Origin of the sequence: Cryptosporangium aurantiacum (assembly GCF_900143005.1) — a bacterium.
In the GTDB taxonomy this organism is placed as follows: domain Bacteria; phylum Actinomycetota; class Actinomycetes; order Mycobacteriales; family Cryptosporangiaceae; genus Cryptosporangium; species Cryptosporangium aurantiacum.
The window spans coordinates 159620-177934 of sequence record NZ_FRCS01000003.1; the positions used below are offsets into that span (position 1 = coordinate 159620).

The 18315-nt window shown below is 68.9% G+C and carries 14 protein-coding genes; 8 read left to right on the plus strand and 6 right to left on the minus strand.

Annotated elements, in window-relative coordinates:
• Nucleotides 1-73 precede the first annotated feature (73 nt).
• The 3 genes from BUB75_RS11605 (at nucleotide 74) to BUB75_RS11615 (ending at nucleotide 2123) form a co-directional block, all read left to right on the plus strand.
• A complete protein-coding gene (locus BUB75_RS11605) occupies nucleotides 74-844 on the plus strand; it encodes an SAM-dependent methyltransferase (protein WP_218617438.1) in 771 nt (256 codons plus the stop codon).
• Nucleotides 845-931: 87 nt separating this feature from the next.
• The gene (locus BUB75_RS11610) at nucleotides 932-1723 is read left to right on the plus strand and encodes a hypothetical protein (protein ID WP_073255710.1); all 792 of its coding nucleotides are present in this window, start codon (nucleotides 932-934) and stop codon (nucleotides 1721-1723) included.
• A gap of 4 nt (nucleotides 1724-1727) precedes the next feature.
• Nucleotides 1728-2123, plus strand: coding sequence for a GntR family transcriptional regulator (locus BUB75_RS11615; RefSeq protein ID WP_073255713.1), 396 nt, complete (start codon nucleotides 1728-1730; stop codon nucleotides 2121-2123).
• A gap of 18 nt (nucleotides 2124-2141) precedes the next feature.
• On the opposite strand, the gene dctA is transcribed toward BUB75_RS11615, so the two are convergent.
• Nucleotides 2142-3611 (minus strand): C4-dicarboxylate transporter DctA, encoded by a 1470-nt coding sequence (gene dctA / locus BUB75_RS11620; RefSeq protein WP_084740867.1) that lies wholly within the window; start codon nucleotides 3609-3611, stop codon nucleotides 2142-2144.
• Nucleotides 3612-3752: 141 nt separating this feature from the next.
• On the opposite strand from dctA, the gene BUB75_RS11625 reads away from it, so the two are divergent.
• From BUB75_RS11625 to BUB75_RS11635, 3 genes are all read left to right on the plus strand, one after another.
• Nucleotides 3753-4652, plus strand: a complete 900-nt coding sequence (locus BUB75_RS11625; RefSeq protein ID WP_073255716.1) for a LysR family transcriptional regulator — start codon at nucleotides 3753-3755, stop codon at nucleotides 4650-4652.
• 98 nt (nucleotides 4653-4750) lie between these two features.
• Nucleotides 4751-5836, plus strand: coding sequence for a tartrate dehydrogenase (locus tag BUB75_RS11630; protein ID WP_073255719.1), 1086 nt, complete (start codon nucleotides 4751-4753; stop codon nucleotides 5834-5836).
• A 134-nt stretch (nucleotides 5837-5970) separates the two neighbouring features.
• Nucleotides 5971-7812, plus strand: a complete 1842-nt coding sequence (locus tag BUB75_RS11635; protein ID WP_143175155.1) for a HEAT repeat domain-containing protein — start codon at nucleotides 5971-5973, stop codon at nucleotides 7810-7812.
• Between the two features lie 31 nt (nucleotides 7813-7843).
• Here BUB75_RS11635 and BUB75_RS11640 read toward each other — a convergent pair whose 3' ends face one another.
• Both BUB75_RS11640 and BUB75_RS11645 read right to left on the minus strand, forming a co-directional pair.
• On the minus strand, nucleotides 7844-9106 hold the full coding sequence (locus BUB75_RS11640) for an FxsB family cyclophane-forming radical SAM/SPASM peptide maturase (protein WP_218617439.1): 1263 nt from the start codon (nucleotides 9104-9106) through the stop codon (nucleotides 7844-7846).
• An 850-nt stretch (nucleotides 9107-9956) separates the two neighbouring features.
• Nucleotides 9957-10409, minus strand: a complete 453-nt coding sequence (locus tag BUB75_RS11645) for a hypothetical protein (protein WP_073255725.1) — start codon at nucleotides 10407-10409, stop codon at nucleotides 9957-9959.
• Between the two features lie 287 nt (nucleotides 10410-10696).
• On the opposite strand from BUB75_RS11645, the gene BUB75_RS11650 reads away from it, so the two are divergent.
• Nucleotides 10697-11284 (plus strand): hypothetical protein, encoded by a 588-nt coding sequence (locus BUB75_RS11650; RefSeq protein WP_073255728.1) that lies wholly within the window; start codon nucleotides 10697-10699, stop codon nucleotides 11282-11284.
• An 80-nt stretch (nucleotides 11285-11364) separates the two neighbouring features.
• Here BUB75_RS11650 and BUB75_RS11655 read toward each other — a convergent pair whose 3' ends face one another.
• The 3 genes from BUB75_RS11655 to BUB75_RS11665 form a co-directional block, all read right to left on the minus strand.
• On the minus strand, nucleotides 11365-11793 hold the full coding sequence (locus tag BUB75_RS11655) for a substrate-binding domain-containing protein (protein ID WP_073255731.1): 429 nt from the start codon (nucleotides 11791-11793) through the stop codon (nucleotides 11365-11367).
• 57 nt (nucleotides 11794-11850) lie between these two features.
• Complete coding sequence (locus tag BUB75_RS11660) at nucleotides 11851-12171, minus strand: PadR family transcriptional regulator (protein WP_073255734.1); 321 nt, start codon at nucleotides 12169-12171, stop codon at nucleotides 11851-11853.
• 187 nt (nucleotides 12172-12358) lie between these two features.
• Nucleotides 12359-14806 carry an ATP-binding protein gene (locus BUB75_RS11665; protein ID WP_178379839.1) on the minus strand — a complete coding sequence of 816 codons (2448 nt, stop codon included), beginning with the start codon at nucleotides 14804-14806 and terminating at the stop codon, nucleotides 12359-12361.
• Nucleotides 14807-15645: 839 nt separating this feature from the next.
• Between BUB75_RS11665 and BUB75_RS11675 the strand changes: the two genes are divergently transcribed.
• Entirely contained in the window at nucleotides 15646-18165 is a 2520-nt protein-coding gene (locus BUB75_RS11675) for a PAS domain-containing protein (protein WP_073255737.1), read from the plus strand.
• Nucleotides 18166-18315 lie beyond the last annotated feature (150 nt).

An 18315-nucleotide genomic window follows, 5' to 3' on the forward strand; every position in this document is an offset into this window, starting at 1 on the left:
GATGGCTACCGAGACACCCACTGACGGGGCGGCGGAGTTCATGTCCCGACCGATCGATCCTGACCGGAAATCTGTGCCGATCGATACCGGGGTGCCACATCCTGCGCGGGTCATGGATTTCTGGCTCGGCGGGAAGGACAATTTCGCGGCGGACCGGGCGGTGGGCGAGCAGATCGTCGGCGGTGCGCCGATCCTGCCCATCGTCATGCGGGCCGAGCGACAGTTCCTCGGCCGCGCTGTCGGGTACCTGGCCGGCGTCGGCGAGGTACGGCAGTTCCTCGACATCGGCACCGGAATCCCGACTGCGGGAAACACCCACGAGGTGGCGCAGGCGATCGCTCCCGACGCGAAGGTCGTTTACGTCGACAACGATCCCATCGTGCTGTCGCACGCGCGGGCGCTGTTGGTAGCGGCCTCGCCGGGAACGGTCGACTACATCGACGCCGACCTCCGCAACGTCCGTCAGGTGCTGGAGGGCGCCTCGGGTCTCTTGGACTTCAGCCGGCCGGTAGCGGTGACTCTGCTGGGGATTCTCGAGTTCATCGCCGACGACCAGGTCGCGGAGATCCTCGCGGTGATCAAGGAGGCTCTGTCGGTGGGAAGCTATCTGGCGGTCGCCAGCAGCGCCTCGGAGGGACCGTTGCCTGCGGCCGCGGAGCTGTGGAACAGCAGCGGCGCGACTCCGATCACCCTGCGGACCGCCGCGCAGATCGGGGCATTCCTCGACGGCCTGGAGGTGGTTTCGCCGGGCGTGGTGCAACTCCCGCAGTGGCGGCCTGACGCGTCGACCGAATATCTCGAGCTGGATGTGCCGCAGTACGGCGGACTGGCGCGCAAGACCTGAGCCGGTAGGCGGACCGCCTCGCCGTTTGACTTGTCGCAAGCCTTGTCTCACCATAATGGGACAGGACTTGCGACAAGGAGGCTCGTCATGCCGGAGCGCTCTGCGCACCTCGAGATAGCCCGCCTCTGGTTGGCCGGGCGCGGCCTGACCGACGTCCCGCCGACACCGTGGCTCGCTGCGCGCCTGACGGTACGGCGACGAGCGCGCCTGGCCGCTTCCACCCTGGTGGCCCTGTTCCTCTGCGGGGTCGCACTCATCTACGTCACCGCCCTGCCGACCGGCGAACCCGCGGACGAACTCCGGTCCCTGCTGGTACTGATGGCGCTGGTGGTTGTGTTGGTGCTGGCACAAGCGCTACTGGACCGGTGGGTGCGGCACGTCGATCGGCAGGCCAGCGAACAATTGCCGCAGCGGGCGGCCCACACCATCCGGCCCGGCTGGCGCACGGTCCTCGGCCTGCCCCGGGCCGCGTTGCTGGTGACGACGTACATCGCCGCGACGACGCTAGCGATCGGTACCCTGATCGTGCGTGACTCGACGGACCGGTACCCGCCGGTCATCCTGCTCATCGGGCTGTGCGGGGTCGCGATCGGCACGGTCATTCAGCTGCGCCACGTCCTCACGCACCCGGTCGTGGCCGACGACGAGGGTTCACTGGCCGCCGACCTCCACATGAGGGTCGAGGACGCCCGCGAACTCGCGATGCCGACGGCGGTGTGGTCGCTGCCGGTCGTGTCGGTGTTCAGCGCCGGGCTCGACCCGTGGAACACGGCCTGGCTCGTCTTCATCGTCCTGAGCATCATCGCGTTGCTCCTGATCACCGCGTGGACCGGGCGCAGCACGCTGGCGGCGGCCCGGCACGCCACCAGCGCCCGGTGAACGCATGATCGTCATCGACTCGGCCTCCCCCGTCCCCCCGTTCGAGCAGCTCCGGGCCCAACTCGCCCGGCAGATCCAGGACCACACACTGGCCGTCGGCTCCCGGCTGCCGACCATCCGCCGCCTGGCCGCAGACCTCGGCCTGGCCGTCAACACCGTCGGCCGGGCCTACCGGGAGCTGGAAGAGGCCGGGCTGATCGAGACCCGGGGAGCGGCCGGCTCGTTCGTGTCCGCAGCCGGCGAGCAGTCCCGCGAACGAGCCCAGCAGGCCGCCGCTGAGTACGCCGCCGTCGTCGCCAGCATCGGCATCGACACCAACGAGGCGCTCCACATCGTCCGCGCGGCCCTGACCAAGGCCACTGCGGTCGTCGCGGGACGTCAGCCGGCGAGCGAGGGGTAATCCGGGTAGACCCGCACGTCAGACCCCGACCGAGGGACGGGCTCCACCGCCGGAGGCCGGCTCCGCGCCGGTACCGGCGGCCGTTCCGGTCCCGACGGGCACGGCCGCCGGCTCCGCGTCGTCCTGCGGGGCCTCGGCGGCACGCGCGCGGTCGGCTGAGGTGTGTTCGACGTCGCTCGGAGCATCCATGTCCGCGACGGTGTCTCCCCGGAAGACGGCGCGGGCGCGCTCGTGGTCGAGCGTGCCGTCCCAGCGGGCGATGAACAGGGTGGCGACCGCGTTGCCGCAGAAGTTCACCAGCGCCCGGCACTCGGACATGAACTTGTCGATGCCGAAGACCAGCATGATCCCGGCTGCCGGAACCGTGCCGACCGAGGCCAGCGTCGCGGTCAGCGCGATGAAGCCACCACCAGCCACGCCCGCGGCTCCCTTGGAGGTCAGCAGCATCACCGCGAGCAGACCGATCTGCTCGCCCACCGACAGCTCGGTGTTCGTGGCCTGCGCGATGTAGAGCGAGGCGAGGGACAGGTAGATGGCCGCACCGTCGAGGTTGAACGAGTACCCGGTCGGCACGACGAGCCCGACCGTGGACTTCTCGACACCGGCGAACTCCATCTTGCGCATCAGCCCGGGCAGCGCCGGCTCGGCTGTGGAGGTGCCCAGGATGAGCAGCAGTTCCTCACGCAGGTAGCGCAGTAACTGGAAGAGGTTCAGGCGCAGGTAAAGCATCACGGCACCTAGCCCGACGAAGACGAACAGCGCCGAGGTGACGTAGAACAGCGCGATGAGTGAGCCGAGGCTGGTCAGGGTGTCCAGACCGTACTCACCGATCGCGTAGGCCATCGCCCCGAACGCACCGAGGGGCGCGAGCTTCATGATGTAGCCGAGGACCTTGAACACGATCGCGGTGAGTCGCTGCACGGCGTTGAGCACCGGTGCGCCGACCGGCCCCACGGCGTTGAGCGCGACGCCGAAGATCACCGCGATGAAGATGATCTGCAGGATCTGGCCCTCGACGAACGGGGCGGCGATGCTGTCCGGGAACACCCGCAGGATGAAGTCCCACCAGTGCTGCTCCTCACCGGCCTCGACCAGCTCGCCGACGTCGTCATTAGTCTCGAGTGTGGATGCGTCGGCGTTCACCCCGTCGCCGAGCCGGAAGAGGTTGATCGCAACCAGGCCGGTGATCATCGCGACGATCGTGCCGACCTGGAAGTACGTGAGGGCCTTGATGCCGGTCAGACCGACCTTCTTGAGGTCGGCGACGCTCGCGATGCCGCCCACGATGGTCAGGAACACCACCGGGCCGATGAGCATCTTCATCAGATCGACGAACGTCGTCCCGATCGGTTCCATTGCCTTGCCCACGGACGGCCAGACGGCGCCCACGAGAACACCTAGCACGATCGCGACCAGGACGTAGAAGTACAGCTGCCGGTACCAGCGCTTCGGCTTGACCGGTGCGGTGTCCGTGTGCGGGATGTCCATGAGGCACCTTTGCTTCGTCGGAACAGGGGTGCGCAGCGAGCCGTGGTTCCTACCACACTGGGGCGCGGGAACCCGGGGAGTCCAAGACGCGTTGGCTAGGCCACTAGTAGGCCTGGCCTATCGATCCGCTGGAGGCGACGGGTGGACGCACGTCAACTCACGTACTTCCTGGCGATCGTCGAGCACCTGAACTTCAACCGCGCCGCCGAGCAGCTGCACATCGCCCAGCCCTCGCTCTCCCAGGCCATCCGGACGCTGGAGCACGAGCTCGGTGTCCCGCTGTTCCACCGGGTCGGACGGGGAATCGTGCTGAGCGACGCCGGCGAACAGCTCATCGAACCCGCGCGGCAGGTGATCCGCGACCTGGACACCGCCAAGGCCGCCGTCCGGTCCACCCGGGGTTTACGGCGCGGCCGGGTAGAGCTCATCGCGATGCCCAGCCCCGGCATGGAGCCGCTCTCCACGATCATCGCGCGTTTCACCGACGACTACCCCGGCATGACGCTCACCGTCGACGCCGCGTTCCGGCCGGAGGAGGTCGTGCACGCCGTCAAGGCCGGGAAGGCGGAGGTGGGGTTGCTGGGCGCCGCCTCGGCACCGCACACCCAAGGGCTAGAGGTGCTCCACGTCGAGGACCAGCCACTCGTCCTGATCTCCCCACCGGACCTCGCCCCGGGCACAGGGCCGATCCGGCGATCGGAGCTGGCCGGTATGCGCCTGATCGCGAGCAAGCGGGGCAGCCTGATGCGCCAGCTGGTCGACGACGTCCTCGCCAGTGGCGTCGAGGCCCAGGTCGTCGTCGAGGTGGAGCACCGGACGTCGATCCTGCCGATGGTGCTCTCCGGCGTCGGGCACGCGGTCATGCCCTCGTCCTGGACGCCGCTGGCCCGCCGGGCCGGCGCCTCGGTCCGGGCCATCCAGCCCGCATCCCTGCTCCGGATCTCCCTCGTCTCACGCAAGGGTCCTCTGACCCCGGCCGCCCGCGCCTTTGTCGGCTGCGTCCACACCTACATCGACCGGGCCCGGCCCGGAGATCAGTAGGCCTCGCCTATTGGCGGCATCGGGCTTCGGTCTTGGACGCCACGCGTCACCCGCCGTTAACTCGGGACGACGACGCAGCACCGACGACGGAGGCCACCGTGACCGAGCAACCCCAGACCTTCCGGATCGCAGCCGTTCCCGCCGACGGAGTCGGTATCGAGGTCGTCGAGGCCGGACGAGCCGTCCTCGAAGCGATCGCCGGCGCCGCCTCTGGCCGCTTCGCCTTCGCGTGGCAGGACTTCCCGTGGGGCAGCGAGTACTACGCGAACCACGGCCGCATGATGGCCGAGGACGGCCTGGACCAGCTGAAGGACTTCGATGCGATCTACTTCGGTGCGGTGGGGTGGCCGACGGTCCCCGACCACGTCAGCCTGTGGGGGCTGCGGCTGAAGATCTGCCAGTCGTTCGACCAGTGGGCGAACATCCGCCCGGTCGAGTTCCTCCCCGGCATCCAGAGCCCGCTGCGCAAGGCCGACACCACCGACCTCAACTGGGTCGTGGTGCGGGAAAACTCCGAGGGCGAGTACGCCGGATTCGGCGGCCGTAACTTCGCGGGACGCGGCCCTGGCGGTGAGGTCGCGGTGCAGTCCGCGGTCTTCACCGAGGCCGGCTGCGAGCGGATCATCCGGTTCGCATTCGACTTGGCCCGGGGCCGGGCCCACAAGAAGGTCTCCAGCGTCACGAAGAGCAACGCCCAGCAGTACGGCATGGTGCTCTGGGACGACGTCTTCGCCCGCGTCGCCACCGACTATCCCGACGTGGAGACCGAGAGCGTCCTGGTCGACGCCATGTCCGCGAAGTTCGTGCTGCGCCCGGAGGACCTGTCGGTCGTCGTCGCGTCCAACCTCAACGCCGACATCCTCTCCGACCTCGGCAGCGCCCTGGCCGGGAGCCTCGGCCTGGCGGCCAGCGCGAACCTCAACCCCGAGCGCCGCTTCCCGTCGATGTTCGAGCCGGTGCACGGGTCCGCACCGGACATCGCCGGCCAGGGCGTCTGCAACCCGGTCGGCGCGATCGGTAGCGCGGCCCTCATGCTGGATCACTTCGGCCTGCACGACGAGGCCAAGCGCGTCCACCGCGCGATCGAGGCCACTACCGGTAGCGGCATCCGCACCCGCGACGTCGGCGGTACCGCCACGACGCGTGAGGTCACCGCGGCGATCATCGACAACCTCGCGGGCTGACTCTCGTGACCAGGCCCGGCCCGAGACGCTTCTGGCGGTCGAGGCGATCACCGCAGAGGTAATCATGCGAGGGCCCCCGGCGGATGCGGCGCAGTCGGTGCAGGACGTCGTTGGTTCCGCGTCCGAAGTAGCCGATGGGCGGATACCTGATCGCGTTGCGCATGGGAGCGCTCCCGGGCGAGGATTTGATTCATGGCCTACTGGAAGGGCGCTCCGCGCCTCGTGGAGTGAACGGCCCGGAGTGGTTGGAAGCAGGCATCGTCTCGGGTGACGTTCTGGTCGTCGGTAGCGACGCACGCGAACACATCCTCCACTTTGTTCGGGCCGACCGGGACGGGCTGATGACCCGTCGCCTGCTGAGCTTCACCACCGACCGTCGCGCATCGGTGCGCCGGACGATCTTCGAGTTGCTGGACCAGTTGTGGGGCCGGGACTCCGGCTGGCCCCTGGTCGCGGACGCCGCCGAGCCGGCTCTGCGCGACGTGGACGCGGTGGTGCGGCGCGCCGCGGCGACACTGCTGGTGAACACCGCGGAACCGGATCGGGCCATGGCGGCGTTGTGCGCCTCGACCGATCCGGTCGTCCGGATCGCCCTCATGGACGCGATGCCCTGGCACAGGGTCGCCGGGCGGCAAGCCATCCTGCAACGCCTGCAGTCAGATCCCGTTCCGGCTATCCGGCTGCTGGCCAACGTCGCCACGCTCAGCGAAGACGACCCGGCGGCCTGGCCGGCGCTGGACGCGGCGATCCGTGCCGATCTCGACGCCTCCGCCGCTGTCCTGGACGTGCCGGGATCCCGCCTTCAGACGGCAGGCCGGCTCTGGGCCCGGGCGTTGATCCGCCTCGACCGGGAGGACGACTGCTGCTCCTGGGCGCGACGGCTGGCGAAGCCGGGCGAAGGTCCGCAGGTCCGGCTCGAAGGCGTACGGCTGGCGGTTGCGGCGATGCGTGAGTGGCGGGCTGCGCCCGGCCGGGTGACGCCGATACTGACCGGCACGCTGGGGGAAGGGCCGTCCGAGGTGCGGTCTGCGGCGCTGAACGCGTTGGCGGCATCGTTGACGGCGTCCCGGCTGGCCGCCGACGACCTCGCGACGGTGATGGACGACCCTGAGCTCGGGGCGGTGGCCGCCACCGCGCTGGGTAGCGTCGGCGACCACCGGGCGGTGCCGTCTCTCGTGCGGCTGATGCTCTCCGACAGCGACGAGCCCCGCTTGGCCGAGGCGTTCAGGGCGGTTGCGCGGGCAGATGCTGATCCGGGTGCGCCGGTGACCGCCGCCCGGCAAATGTTGGCCGCGCATCCGGACTCCTGCGCTCCGGACCTGCCGATGCAAGTGCTTGCCGCGTTCGGCCCGGCTGCGGCCACCGCGTTGCCGGAGCTGATCGCCAGGCTCCGGGGAGCCGAGAACGACACTCCGGACTGGGCGTTCTACGTCTTGGGACGGATCGGCCCAGCCGCCGCAGCCGCAGTCCCCGAGCTACGCCAATATCGGGCCCAAGGCGCGACGTTGGCTCTTCTCCGGGTGACCTCGGACCGGGAGGTGGCCGAGCGGTATCTCGCCGGCCGCCCGGACGAACCTCACCGTGGCCGCTTCGAATCGGAGCTGCTGACGTGGCTCGCCGAGCACGGCGGGCTCACCGTCCGCCAGCACAAACAGGTGCGGAGTCTGTTCCGGGCTCCCGGATTCGAGGAGGTGGAATCGGCCCGCGCGCTCTGGCTGCACGAAGGGCCCGCGGTAGCCCCCGAACTACTGGAGGTTTTGCCGAAGTACCTGTCCGACGACCGGTACGCGGCCAAGGCGCTGCGGGTATTGGCTGCGATGAGGCCGCATGCGCGCCCTGTACTCGACCAGCTGGATCAACTCGTGTCCTCGCGGCATCGGATCCGATTTAACATCGCCGACCTCGATGCCCAGATGCGCGCGGACGAGATGCTGCTCGCCGCGACGCTCGCCGCCCGAAATCAAATCGCCGGATGAACCGGGAAGGCGCTCCCGACTGCAGGTGCGGTCAGGTGTGTTCGAGGACGTTCTCGGCGACGCGGTGGATGATATGGGTGATCAGGACGGTGAGATCCGCGCAGTAAACGGATGGATTGCGATATCCGACTCCAGTTTTGTACCGGTGCGCGTAGAGCCCACCACCGCAGATATCGCGGAGGGGACAGGCATTGCAGGTCTCGCAGAGCGCGGCTGCGCCGATCTGGCGGGCGACGACACCGGGATGTAGCAGCAGGCTGTCGAGCGGATCGCGGGAGACGTGGTGGCCGGTGCTTGCGGCTCCGTTGAAGGCCGACTTGAGTTGATGGCAGAAGTCGACGGAGCCGTTGGTATCGATCGTGAGCGATTGAAAGGGAGCCAGCCCCACTGACTCCACTAGAGGCTGTCCACCCAGCACGAGACGGATGATCGCGTCGAACAAGCGAACCGTTATTGGCTGTGCTGGGGCGTCGTACCAGCGATCAAAAATCGGAATCAGCCAGTCGGCGTATGGGGTGGCACCTGAATTGCCGCCCCAGGCCGGCGGTGGCTGGCTCCAGTTGCCGTGTGGCAGCAGGAAGTCCAGCATGGGCGGCTGGTGGGCGATCAGCGCGTCATAGACCTCGATTGGATCGTTCGCCACGTCGACCGTGCACAGCATGCCGGCAAACAGGTCGCGATACTCCGGAGTGCGCAGCGCGTCGAGGCCACGGACGACCGAATCGTAGCTGCCGCGTCCGTTGGCGTACTTCCGGTGCCGGTCGTGCGCCCCTTGGTCTCCATCCAGGCTGACGTAGGCGCGAATCCCGCAGTCCCGCATCAGCCGCAGGTTGTCGCAGTTCAGCAGCACCGCGTTCGTGGTCATGCGAACGTCGAGTTCGATGCCGGGCGGGGTCTCGGCGCGGAACCGGGCGGTGAGGTAGGTGATCAGTTCGGGGCCGGCCATGAGCGGTTCCCCGCCGTGTAGCACAACCTTCGCGACGCGAATATCGTCGGCGTGCATCCGCAGGTGTTCGCCGAACCGGATGGCCGCCTGGTCCACTGTGGTCTTCGACATGGTTGCCGGGTTTGCCTGCCAGCTGTCGTCCGCCATCTCGTAGACGTAGCAGTAATCGCACGACAGGTTGCACCTGCTGTGAACTTTGAGAACGAACTCGATAAACGGCCGGGGCTGCCACTGGGGATCGGCCAGCGCGGCATCGACGACGTCCTTGGCCGGCCACTCGGGACACTTGGCGCCTGCTGATGTGATCGACTCCAACCTCACCAGAGGAAGCTCTTTCACTTCGGCCACCTTTGCGTAGTCCTCGTTTGCCCTGAACCTTGGCTCGCGTTGGATGGCTGCGTGGTGTCAATGGCCAGTCACCACGCAGCCAGAACCAGTTCTGTTCTGAAGCCGGATGACTACTCAATCGTCGGATCAGTTTGCGAACGAACCCGCCAGTGTCACGCCGCTATCGTGACTGTTGACGCTTCCCACGATCGCATCGAGGGCGCTAGAGCCCGTGCCAGTCGCAGCGGTAAGCGCGGCCGCCGCAGCGGCTGTGGCGGCAGCAAGCGCTGCCGCCCGACGCAGAGAGTCCAGATTAGAGCTTTGTCGCACGTGGATGCTCCTTCTCGCCGAATTGGGTTAGGTCGAGAGCTTGCGATGTGCGTACGTCGAACCTGATAGGTAGCTGCCGCAATGCGATGGTCTAGTGCGGTGTTGCCTACCGCAGCCGAATGCTTGCCTCTTGCGTGCCGTGGCCGATTCTGCGTGCCTTAGCCCTGGCCGCATCGTCGACGTTCCGGTAATCGCTCCGACGCTCTCAATGCCGTGCACATCAAGTCCAGATCGGAACCGGCGTGTCAAGGGTCATGCCGCATTTGACCTTGTCCCGAGAATCGCTCACCGTGTGTCGGCTGACGAGCGATATACCTGCGCACCAGTAAACAATGACCGGATGCGAGCGTGTCGGGCTCACAGATCTCGCCGCCGGCTCACCAAGCCGAGCCCATGAGCGCCCAGCGCAAACGGGCTCGCAGACGCCACCTGGCCACCTGGAATCTGAGCTGTTGAAGACCCCCGGTATCGGCGCCCACCTTCATCTCGATCCGCAGGGCCGCCTCCGTATTCCCCTCGACGGCAACTGCTGGCACGCGGGTTAGCGCAGCACGTCGGCTACCTTCTCAAGGCCGTCCCGGATCAGCCGCCCATAGTCATCGTCACCCAGCGCGCCGATCGTGTCGCGCGCCTGCTGAAGATGCTGACGAGCACGATCGAGATCGCCCAGCTTCCGATAGCACTCGCACAAGCTCAGGTGTAGCGACGGGTACAAGCCTGCGACCGACAGCGACACCCCGGCCTCTGCCAGGCGCGCATCGGTGAGCAGTTCGACTGCTTCCAACGCTCGCTGATCCCACAGAAGTTCTTCACGCACGTCATCCTGCGCATCAGCCATGGTGTGCGCGAGTGTGCACCGCTGGAGCGGATCCCCGCGCTCACGGCCGATCTCGTCCCAGAGCTCGCCGAGAAGACGACGTGCCGTCTCCCGCTCGCCCTGGTGATTGAGCTGCGCCGCGTCGCCGATTCGGAGGAGCGTTGGATCCGTGATCACACAGGCACCTTCCGCCGAGGCGCGCCCGTCGTGCGGAGCGAACCTGGCCGTACTTCAGCGCATCCAGAGCGCTTCGTCAACGTTTCAACTGCCGCGGACGCGGGTCGCTGGGCCAGCCGCTGTCGTCGCGTCCCCATGCTTCGCGCCCTGGACCGGCGCCCACCGGTCGGCTCCGCTCGGCGCGAGTCGGATACCTGTCGTAGGCGCGATTTGCGCCACTACGACCGCCGACAATTCCGGGCAGGACGGGCGGCCGGTGTCCGCCAGACCGAGGGAGGGCGTCGCCGTTGACCTTTCCTATCGACAACAGCCGCGTTCGGCCCCATCAAGCCTGGTACGCCGTCGCCGGGGTCGTCTTCGCGGTCAGCGTCCTCGCCGGCTGCGCCCTCAGCTTCAGGACCACCGAACGCGTCACGCCCGGTTCCCGGGCAGTCCTCGCGCAGTCGTTCGGCACGCGCATCGAGCACCCCTTACAGGCGGGACGCATTTACGGCATCTATGTGCCCGAGAGGACGACCCTCACCGAAGACTGCACGACCATCCCGGCGGACGCCGGTGAGCTCCGCCGATCCGACCCCGCGGATCCGCGCGTCACCCACAGCAACTCGACATGGGTGGCTCGGCACGATCTGGAGGTACGCAAGTCCGGCCTGTACGGGATCATGTGCGGCCAGGAGAGCTTCGTCATCACCGACAACGCGACGGTCACGAGGACGGCCGGCTTCTACTTCAACGTCGGGGTCGGCGGCGTGGGCTGCCTCGGGGTCCTGATCGCCGGCGGTGTCCTCGCGACCGTCGCGATACTGCGCGACATCAACCGGCGGCGGCTGCTCGAGGAGGCCGCGCGGTACCACCGCTGGGGCCCGCGCTACTGAGCGACCGAGGCGACGCCGCGGTCGGCGCGGCGACGGGCCGCCAGGCGGCCCTCGTGAAGCTCGTCCGAACCGGACCGTGCTTAGCCGGACGTTGAGCGGCGTCCCGACGGGCGGCGGCGAGGCTGTCGCACGGTGCTGGACTCCCGCACGACCAACTCCGGCTCGAAGACGAGATCGCGGTGCTCCCGCGTCCGGTCGGCCATCTCCTCGAGGAGGACGTGCACGGCGGCGCGGCCGATCTCGGTGGCCGGTTGGTGCACGCTGGTCAGCTCGACGGCGCTGGCCGCGCTAGCCAGGTCGGTGTCGTCGAAGCCGACCACCGCAAGATCGTCCGGGATGCGCAAGCCTGCGTCGGTCGCCACGCGAACGAGACCCACCGCGATCAAGGCGTTGGCGCAGAACACCGCCGTCGGTCGCTCCGCTGCATCGAGGGACAGGAGGTGAGCACCGGCGGCGATCCCATCGGTGATCAGCGAGGGCCTCCTCGCGCCACCGAGCCCGCGCCGCACGCGGCAGGAGCCGGGCCGCGACCGCGAGCAGGATCCGTAACGTCGGCTCGGAGGCGCTCACGCCTCGGCCCCCGCGCTGCGCACCACCGACGCCCGGCCCGGCCGACGCCGACGCTCCTCGACCCGGGCGAGCGCGGTGCGCGCTTGCCGTGCTCCATCGGCGGTGAGGCGGTAGAAACGCCGGCGCGGGCGTCCTTCGGCCCGGGGATCGACGTCTTCCCACCGGCTGGTCACCCAGCCCGCGGTCTCCAACCTGGTGAGGATCGGGTAGATCGTGCCCGGCGGCAAGCCGGTGCCGTCGACCACCGCCAGGCCGTAGCGTTCCGCGTCGGGTTCGGCGAGGAGATCACGCAGCACGAGTTGTGTCTGCAGGGTCATCCGAGGGTCCATACTCGTACTCTATATAGGGTCGCAGATTCGCCACAGCCAGTTGGTGAGGACCGCGCACCGACGAGGCAGTCGCTCAGCTCTGCCGGAGCAGTGCGAGGAATTCGTGACCTCGCTGCTGAGCACCTCGGCCGTCGCGGCCAGGCCTTCTCGGACGGCGTCCGCGTCGCGTCGCTGCTCACCCTTCGCCGCCGGGGCCGGTGCGGGCGGCCGCGGACGGCGCAGCAGACGGTAGGCGAACGGTCATGGTGGTACCGGGCTTGTTGTCGCTCGCGGCGATCTGTCCGCCGTGGCATTCGACGATGGTGCGGGTGACGACCAGACCCAGCCCGGTGCCGGGCGCGCCGCTGGCGCGTGCGATGGAGGACCGGAAGAAGCGCTGGAAGAGCTGATCGCGTTCGGCTTCGGGAATACCGATGCCAGTATCGGAGACGGTGAGGACGGTACCGGCGCAATCGGTGGCCAGCCGGATCGTGAGAGTCCCGCCGTCGCGGTTGTACTTGACCCCGTTCGACAACAGGTTGTCCAGCATTTGCCGCAGGCGCTGCGGGTCGCCGTGGAGGGGCACCCGATCGGGAACGTCCAGGATAAGGGTGACCCGGCGCCGGTCGGCGGCGGCCCGCACCGAGACCGCGGCGTCACGGACGAGACCGGCTAGGTCGATGTCGGCCGGCCGGAGCGTGATCTTGCCGGACTCTAGCCCGGCCAGGTCGAGGAGGTCATCGATGATCGCAGTCAGGCTGTCGCTGTTGCGGCCGATGACCTCGATCATCGGCCGGATCTCCGGTGGCAGTTGCTCAGGCAGGTCGGCCAGCAGCTGGGTGTACGTGGTAATCGAGGTCAGCGGAGTGCGCAGCTCATGGCCGACCAGCGCCAGGAAGTCGTCCTTGGTGCGGGCCAGCTCGAGCGCCACCTCCTCGGCGCGGCGCCGCTGCAGATACTCACCGACGTATGCGGCGACGCTGCACAGGTGGCTGGTCAGCAGCTCCTGATCCTCATCGAGGGTGTCGGCGTAGAGGGCGAGGACACCGAGCACGTCCGACCCTGAGCGGACCGGAACGGCCAGCGCGGTGCGCAATCCTGGCCAGGGCAGGGTCTCGTATTCGAAACAGTGACCGGCCGTCAGATCAGCCACCCACACCGGAGCGCCGGTGGACCAGGTCGTACCGGCCAGTCCCTGCCCGGGGGACAGTGCGGGGACGACGAGCGGATCGCCGCGGCCCGGCTCGGCGGTCCAGGTTGCCGCCGGCCGCAGCACGTCGGCGGACTCGTCGACCAACCACAACTCCGCGTGCGGCCACTTCCAGCAATCCGCGATCGCAGCCAGGACCGCCTGGGCCGCCTCGGCAGTCCCGGCGGCATCGACCAGGGCCCGGGAGACGGCCAGCTCACACTCCCGGAACCGCTGGGCACGCCGCTGCTCGGTGACCTCGTCGAGCACCACCACCGCACCGAGGACGACACCGTCCACGACGATGCGTTCGGCGTTGACAATCAGGGTCCGCCGGGGGCGTCCGGGGACCGCCAGACCCAGTTCAGCCTGACGGACCTGCTCACCGGCCAGGGCGCGGGCGCTGGGATGCTCCGCCGGGACCAGCGGGCGCCCGTCCGGCCAGACCAGGTGGTCGCGTCCGAGGTCGGCCGCGGCGGTAGGAACGCCGACGGGCAGGTCCAGCAGCCCACCCAGCGCAGCGTTGGTGAACGCGGTCTGCCCGGCGGCGTCGCACGCGTAGACGCTCGCGGTCAAGCTATCGAGCAAGGTACGAAGAAATCCGCCGGTACGGGCAGGCGCTCGCCCGTCGCGGCGCAGCGACAGGTCCACCATCGTGCCGCAGATCCAGCTGCCGCCCGGCACCGGCAACGCAGAGAGAGCCACCTGGACCGGCACGTCTCCACCGTCCCGCGTGCGGACCCGCAGAACCCGCTGCGCCCCCTGTCCGTCCCGCCGCTCGAGGAGAAGATCGCGCAGCTGGGACAACGCCTGACGTCTCTCGGCCAGGTCCGCCGCGGGTAGCAGGAGATCGTGGAGGAACCGGCCGCGTGCTTCCGCCGCGGTCCATCCGAACAGCGCGCTGGCCGCCGTGTTCCACAGCCGGATCCGGCCGGTCGTGTCCACGGCGACGAACGCCTCGGCGAGGGCGTCGATCACCGAAGTGACATCGGGCGGGCCGTCATCGTCCGGCGCGGGATGAACCAGCCCGGGGATCAGACCGGCGGTGAGTGCGACTGCGTTGAGCGCTGCCACCTGCTCCGCGGTCCAGGGCCGGGCCCGGACGTCCACCGCGCACAGCACACCGACCACCGTCTGACCATCGCAGAGCGGCACACCGGCGTAGGCGCGCAATCCGAGCCGGGCAGCGCCCGGCGAATTCCGCGCCCGCTCGTCGCCGTCGGCATCGGTAATAAGTACCGGCCGCAGGCCAGCCACAACATGCTGGCACAACGAATCGACCAGCGGAATGCGATCTCCTGCAGCCAACGACCCCGGCGCGCCGAACACTCCGGCGAAATGGTCCCACTCCTCGTCGACCAAGGAGACCAACCCCGCAGGTGCCTGCGCGACGTGCGCGGCCGCCTCCGCAATCGTGGTCAACGAGCACGCCATACCCGTACTGGTCGCGCTCATCGCACTGGCACCGTTGACCATGCCCGCGGACGGCACGTCACCGCTTCCTGGCCGTATGGCCAGGAAGCCGCGAAGGCAACACCACGTAGCCACATAGTTGACCTGTGTCTGCATGAGCATGGCCAGATGCACCGAGTCGTGCGGCCACGGAATGAAGCGGTATCTAAGTGCAGAAATAGCAGTATATCACCGCCTGATGCGCGGCACGGCGGCAGCCGGAGTTACCGAACACGACGCCACCGTGACGGATGGCCCTGCCCAGGCGCCGAAGGAGTACCTCAGCGCCCGCGCACTCTGAGGTGAGCGCCTCCGGACCTCGATCTCGCGATCGTCCCGCCGGGCACACCGCCGCAACCGATCCTCGCCGACACCGGTCCCGTCTTCGTGAACGGCGTGACCAGCGGCGCTCTGCTCGTCACGCGGCCCCCTCCGGCCCGACCAGCTGAAACGACCGCGAAGAAGCCCGCCTGCCCTAGATGCGCCTATCGGCGGCCCCGCCGGTACCGCGGAGCCGGTGCGCGAGAGTGCGAGCCGCGGGCGGCGCGCCAGCGGTCCGGGTTGTTGTCGAGTTGCTCGCCGAGGAGCACGGCGCGCAGCGTCCCACCAGGCGTTTCGTAGCGGGGTGAACTTCCCGGCCGAGTGCGCCCGCTCGAGGTGCGGTCACGGACAACCAGGAGTCAAAACCTTCATGGCGCCATAATGCCCCAATAGTATATTTATTGGTGAAAGTATGACGATTCTGCAGCGCAGACTCACCGTGCGGACGACGTCCCTGGTCGTGGCCGGGTGGGGCTCAGTGCCAGGACTGAGGATCGCCTCGGAAGAAGGCGGTGCCGGCCATGGTGGTCGAAGACTCGGGAGTGCTGGCGGACCCGGCGCGGCTGGCGGCGGTGGACAGGGCCCTGCGGGTGATGGCGGCGCTGCCCGTGCCGCTGGCGGGCATCGCCCAGGTCGCGGCCCGGTTGTCCGACGCGCCGATGGGCGTGATCACTCTCGTCGGCGTGGAGCAGGAACATCTGGCCGGGAGCTACGGCACGCCGGCCGCCCTGGTCGCCGACGGATGCATTCCCGAGGCGTATTCGGTATGCAAGTACGTCGTCAGCGGCGACGCACCGGTCGCCTGCGAGAACATGCGCACCGACCCCGAGAAACAGCTGCGGGAGCATCCGCTGACGCGGGAGTACGGCATCCGGGCGTTCCTGGGGATACCGCTGCGCGATGCCACCGGGCGTCCGGTCGGGTCCCTGACCGTGCTGGACACCCGGGCCCGACCGTGGACCGATGCGCACCGCTCGGCGCTGACGGAGCTCGCGGTGCTGGTCGACCAGGTACCGGCGACCGTCCCGGAGATCGGCACGGCGCTGCTGGCGGAGCTGGACACCATGGAGGTTCTGGACTCACTCGCCGAAGCGTTCCTGACCCTGAGCCCGGCCGGGGTGATCACCGGGTGGAACGCCGCAGCGAGGGACATGTTCGGCTTCACCGTGGCCGAGGCCTGCGGACAGCCGGTGGCGGAGTTGTTCGACGCCCACTACAACGGTCGGCCGGTCCCGGACGTGCTGGGTGCACTGCTGGCCGGCGACGGCGAGACGATTACCGGAACCGCGGTACTGCGCCACCGCGACGGCCGGGCCGTTCATGCCCGGGTGCGCATGTCGACCCTGCACGGCCCCGGCGGCAGCGCGGTGGTGTGTGTCTTCCTCACCGACATCACCGACCAGGTCGACGCCGCTGAGACCGCACGTGCCGCCGCGGCGAAAGCCGACAACGCCGTCGACGCCCAGCGCGGATTCGCCGAGGCACTGCTCGACAGCCTCGGTGAGGGCGTCATCGCGGTGAACGAGGAAGGCCGCGCGGTGGTGTTCAACCGTGCGCTGCGTGCGCTGCACGCCATACCGGCCGAGCTACCCCTGGACGCCGCGCACGCCGTGGCACTGACTCAGCTGCACCGCCCCGACGGCGAGCCGATGGGCCCCGACACCCGAGTGCTGGAGAAAGCCCAGCAGGGCGGCACCACACGCGAGTCCGAAACCCTCATCCGTGTGCCCGGTCATCCCGACCGGCACGTGGTGGCCAGCGCGCAACCCATCCGCACCAGCGACGGCCGGCGGATCGGCGCCGTGACCACCGTCCAGGACGTCACCGACCGGCGCCGCGCCGAACGGTTCCGCGACTGCCAGCTCGCCGTGGCCAAGATCCTCAACCAGCCCCGGTCCCTGACCGACCTGGCCCAGGACGTGCTGCGGCTGGTCGGGCAGACGCTGAGCTGGCCGTATCTCAGTCTCCGGCTGTCCGAGCCCGCCACCGACACCCTCTACCGGATCGCCCAGTGGCACCCGGAAGACTACGACCTCGACGAGATCCTCCCGGCGCGGATGCCGCGGGACGCCGACACAATCCCCACCCAGGTGTGGGCGACCGGCGAACCGATCTGGGAACCCGACCTCGCGTCCTCGCACTGGATCACCGATCCGGACTCGCGGGACCGCGCGCACGTCTTCGCCGAGCGCGGGCTGCGCTCGGTATTGTCGGTTCCCGTCCGCGACGGCGAGGACGTGCTCGGTGTCCTGACCTGCTTCGCCGACACCGTCGAACACGACGAGTTCCTGCTCACCGGGCTGCTCGGCGACGTCGCCGCCCAGATCGCCCAGTTCCTGATCCGGCGTCACGCCGAGGAACTGGCCGCCGAGCTGTCCCGGGCCCGCGCGGACTTCACCGCGCTGATCGGCCACGACATGCGAACCCCGCTGACCACGATCGGCACCTACATCCAGTTCCTGCTCGAGGATCCCGGCCCGCGCCCGGACACCGAACGGCAACTCCTGGAAGGCATCGACCGCAACAGCCAAGCCCTGCGGGAACTCGTCGAAGGCCTGCTCGACCTGACCGCGCTGGAATGCGATGACCAACCGCTCGCCACCCACCACGTCGACCTGTGCGCCCTGATCACCGACGCGACCGCCGCCGCGCTACCGGCCGCTACCGCCACCGGCATCCGCCTGCACACCACACTCCCCCACCAGGTTCACGTCAACGGTGACCGTGACCGGCTCCGGCAACTCATCGACAAGCTGCTCACCACGACGATCACCGGCAACCCGGGAGGCGGTGACGTGCACCTGATCCTCGACCGGGCCACGGACACCGCCCGCCTCACGATCACCGATCCCGGCGGACTCGACCTGCCCGACGAAGCCTTCGAACGGTTCTCTCAGGCCAACACCACCGGCACCGGCAACACGACCTCAGGCCTGGGCTTCGTCCTCTCCCGCGCCATCGCCGAACGCCACGGCGGCACCCTCACCGTGACCAAAACCGCCCAGACGATCACGACCACCGTTCATCTACCACTGCCCTGACCCACCAACGACGCGCCATAGCGCGAACCGGAGACCTGACGACTGACCTGCGCCGCGGCCTCCGCGCTCCGGGCCGCGGCACGTCCGGATGGTGGCCATTTGCCCGGGACGGGCTAATGACGGCAATAGGCGAGCGCGTGCTGACTCGCG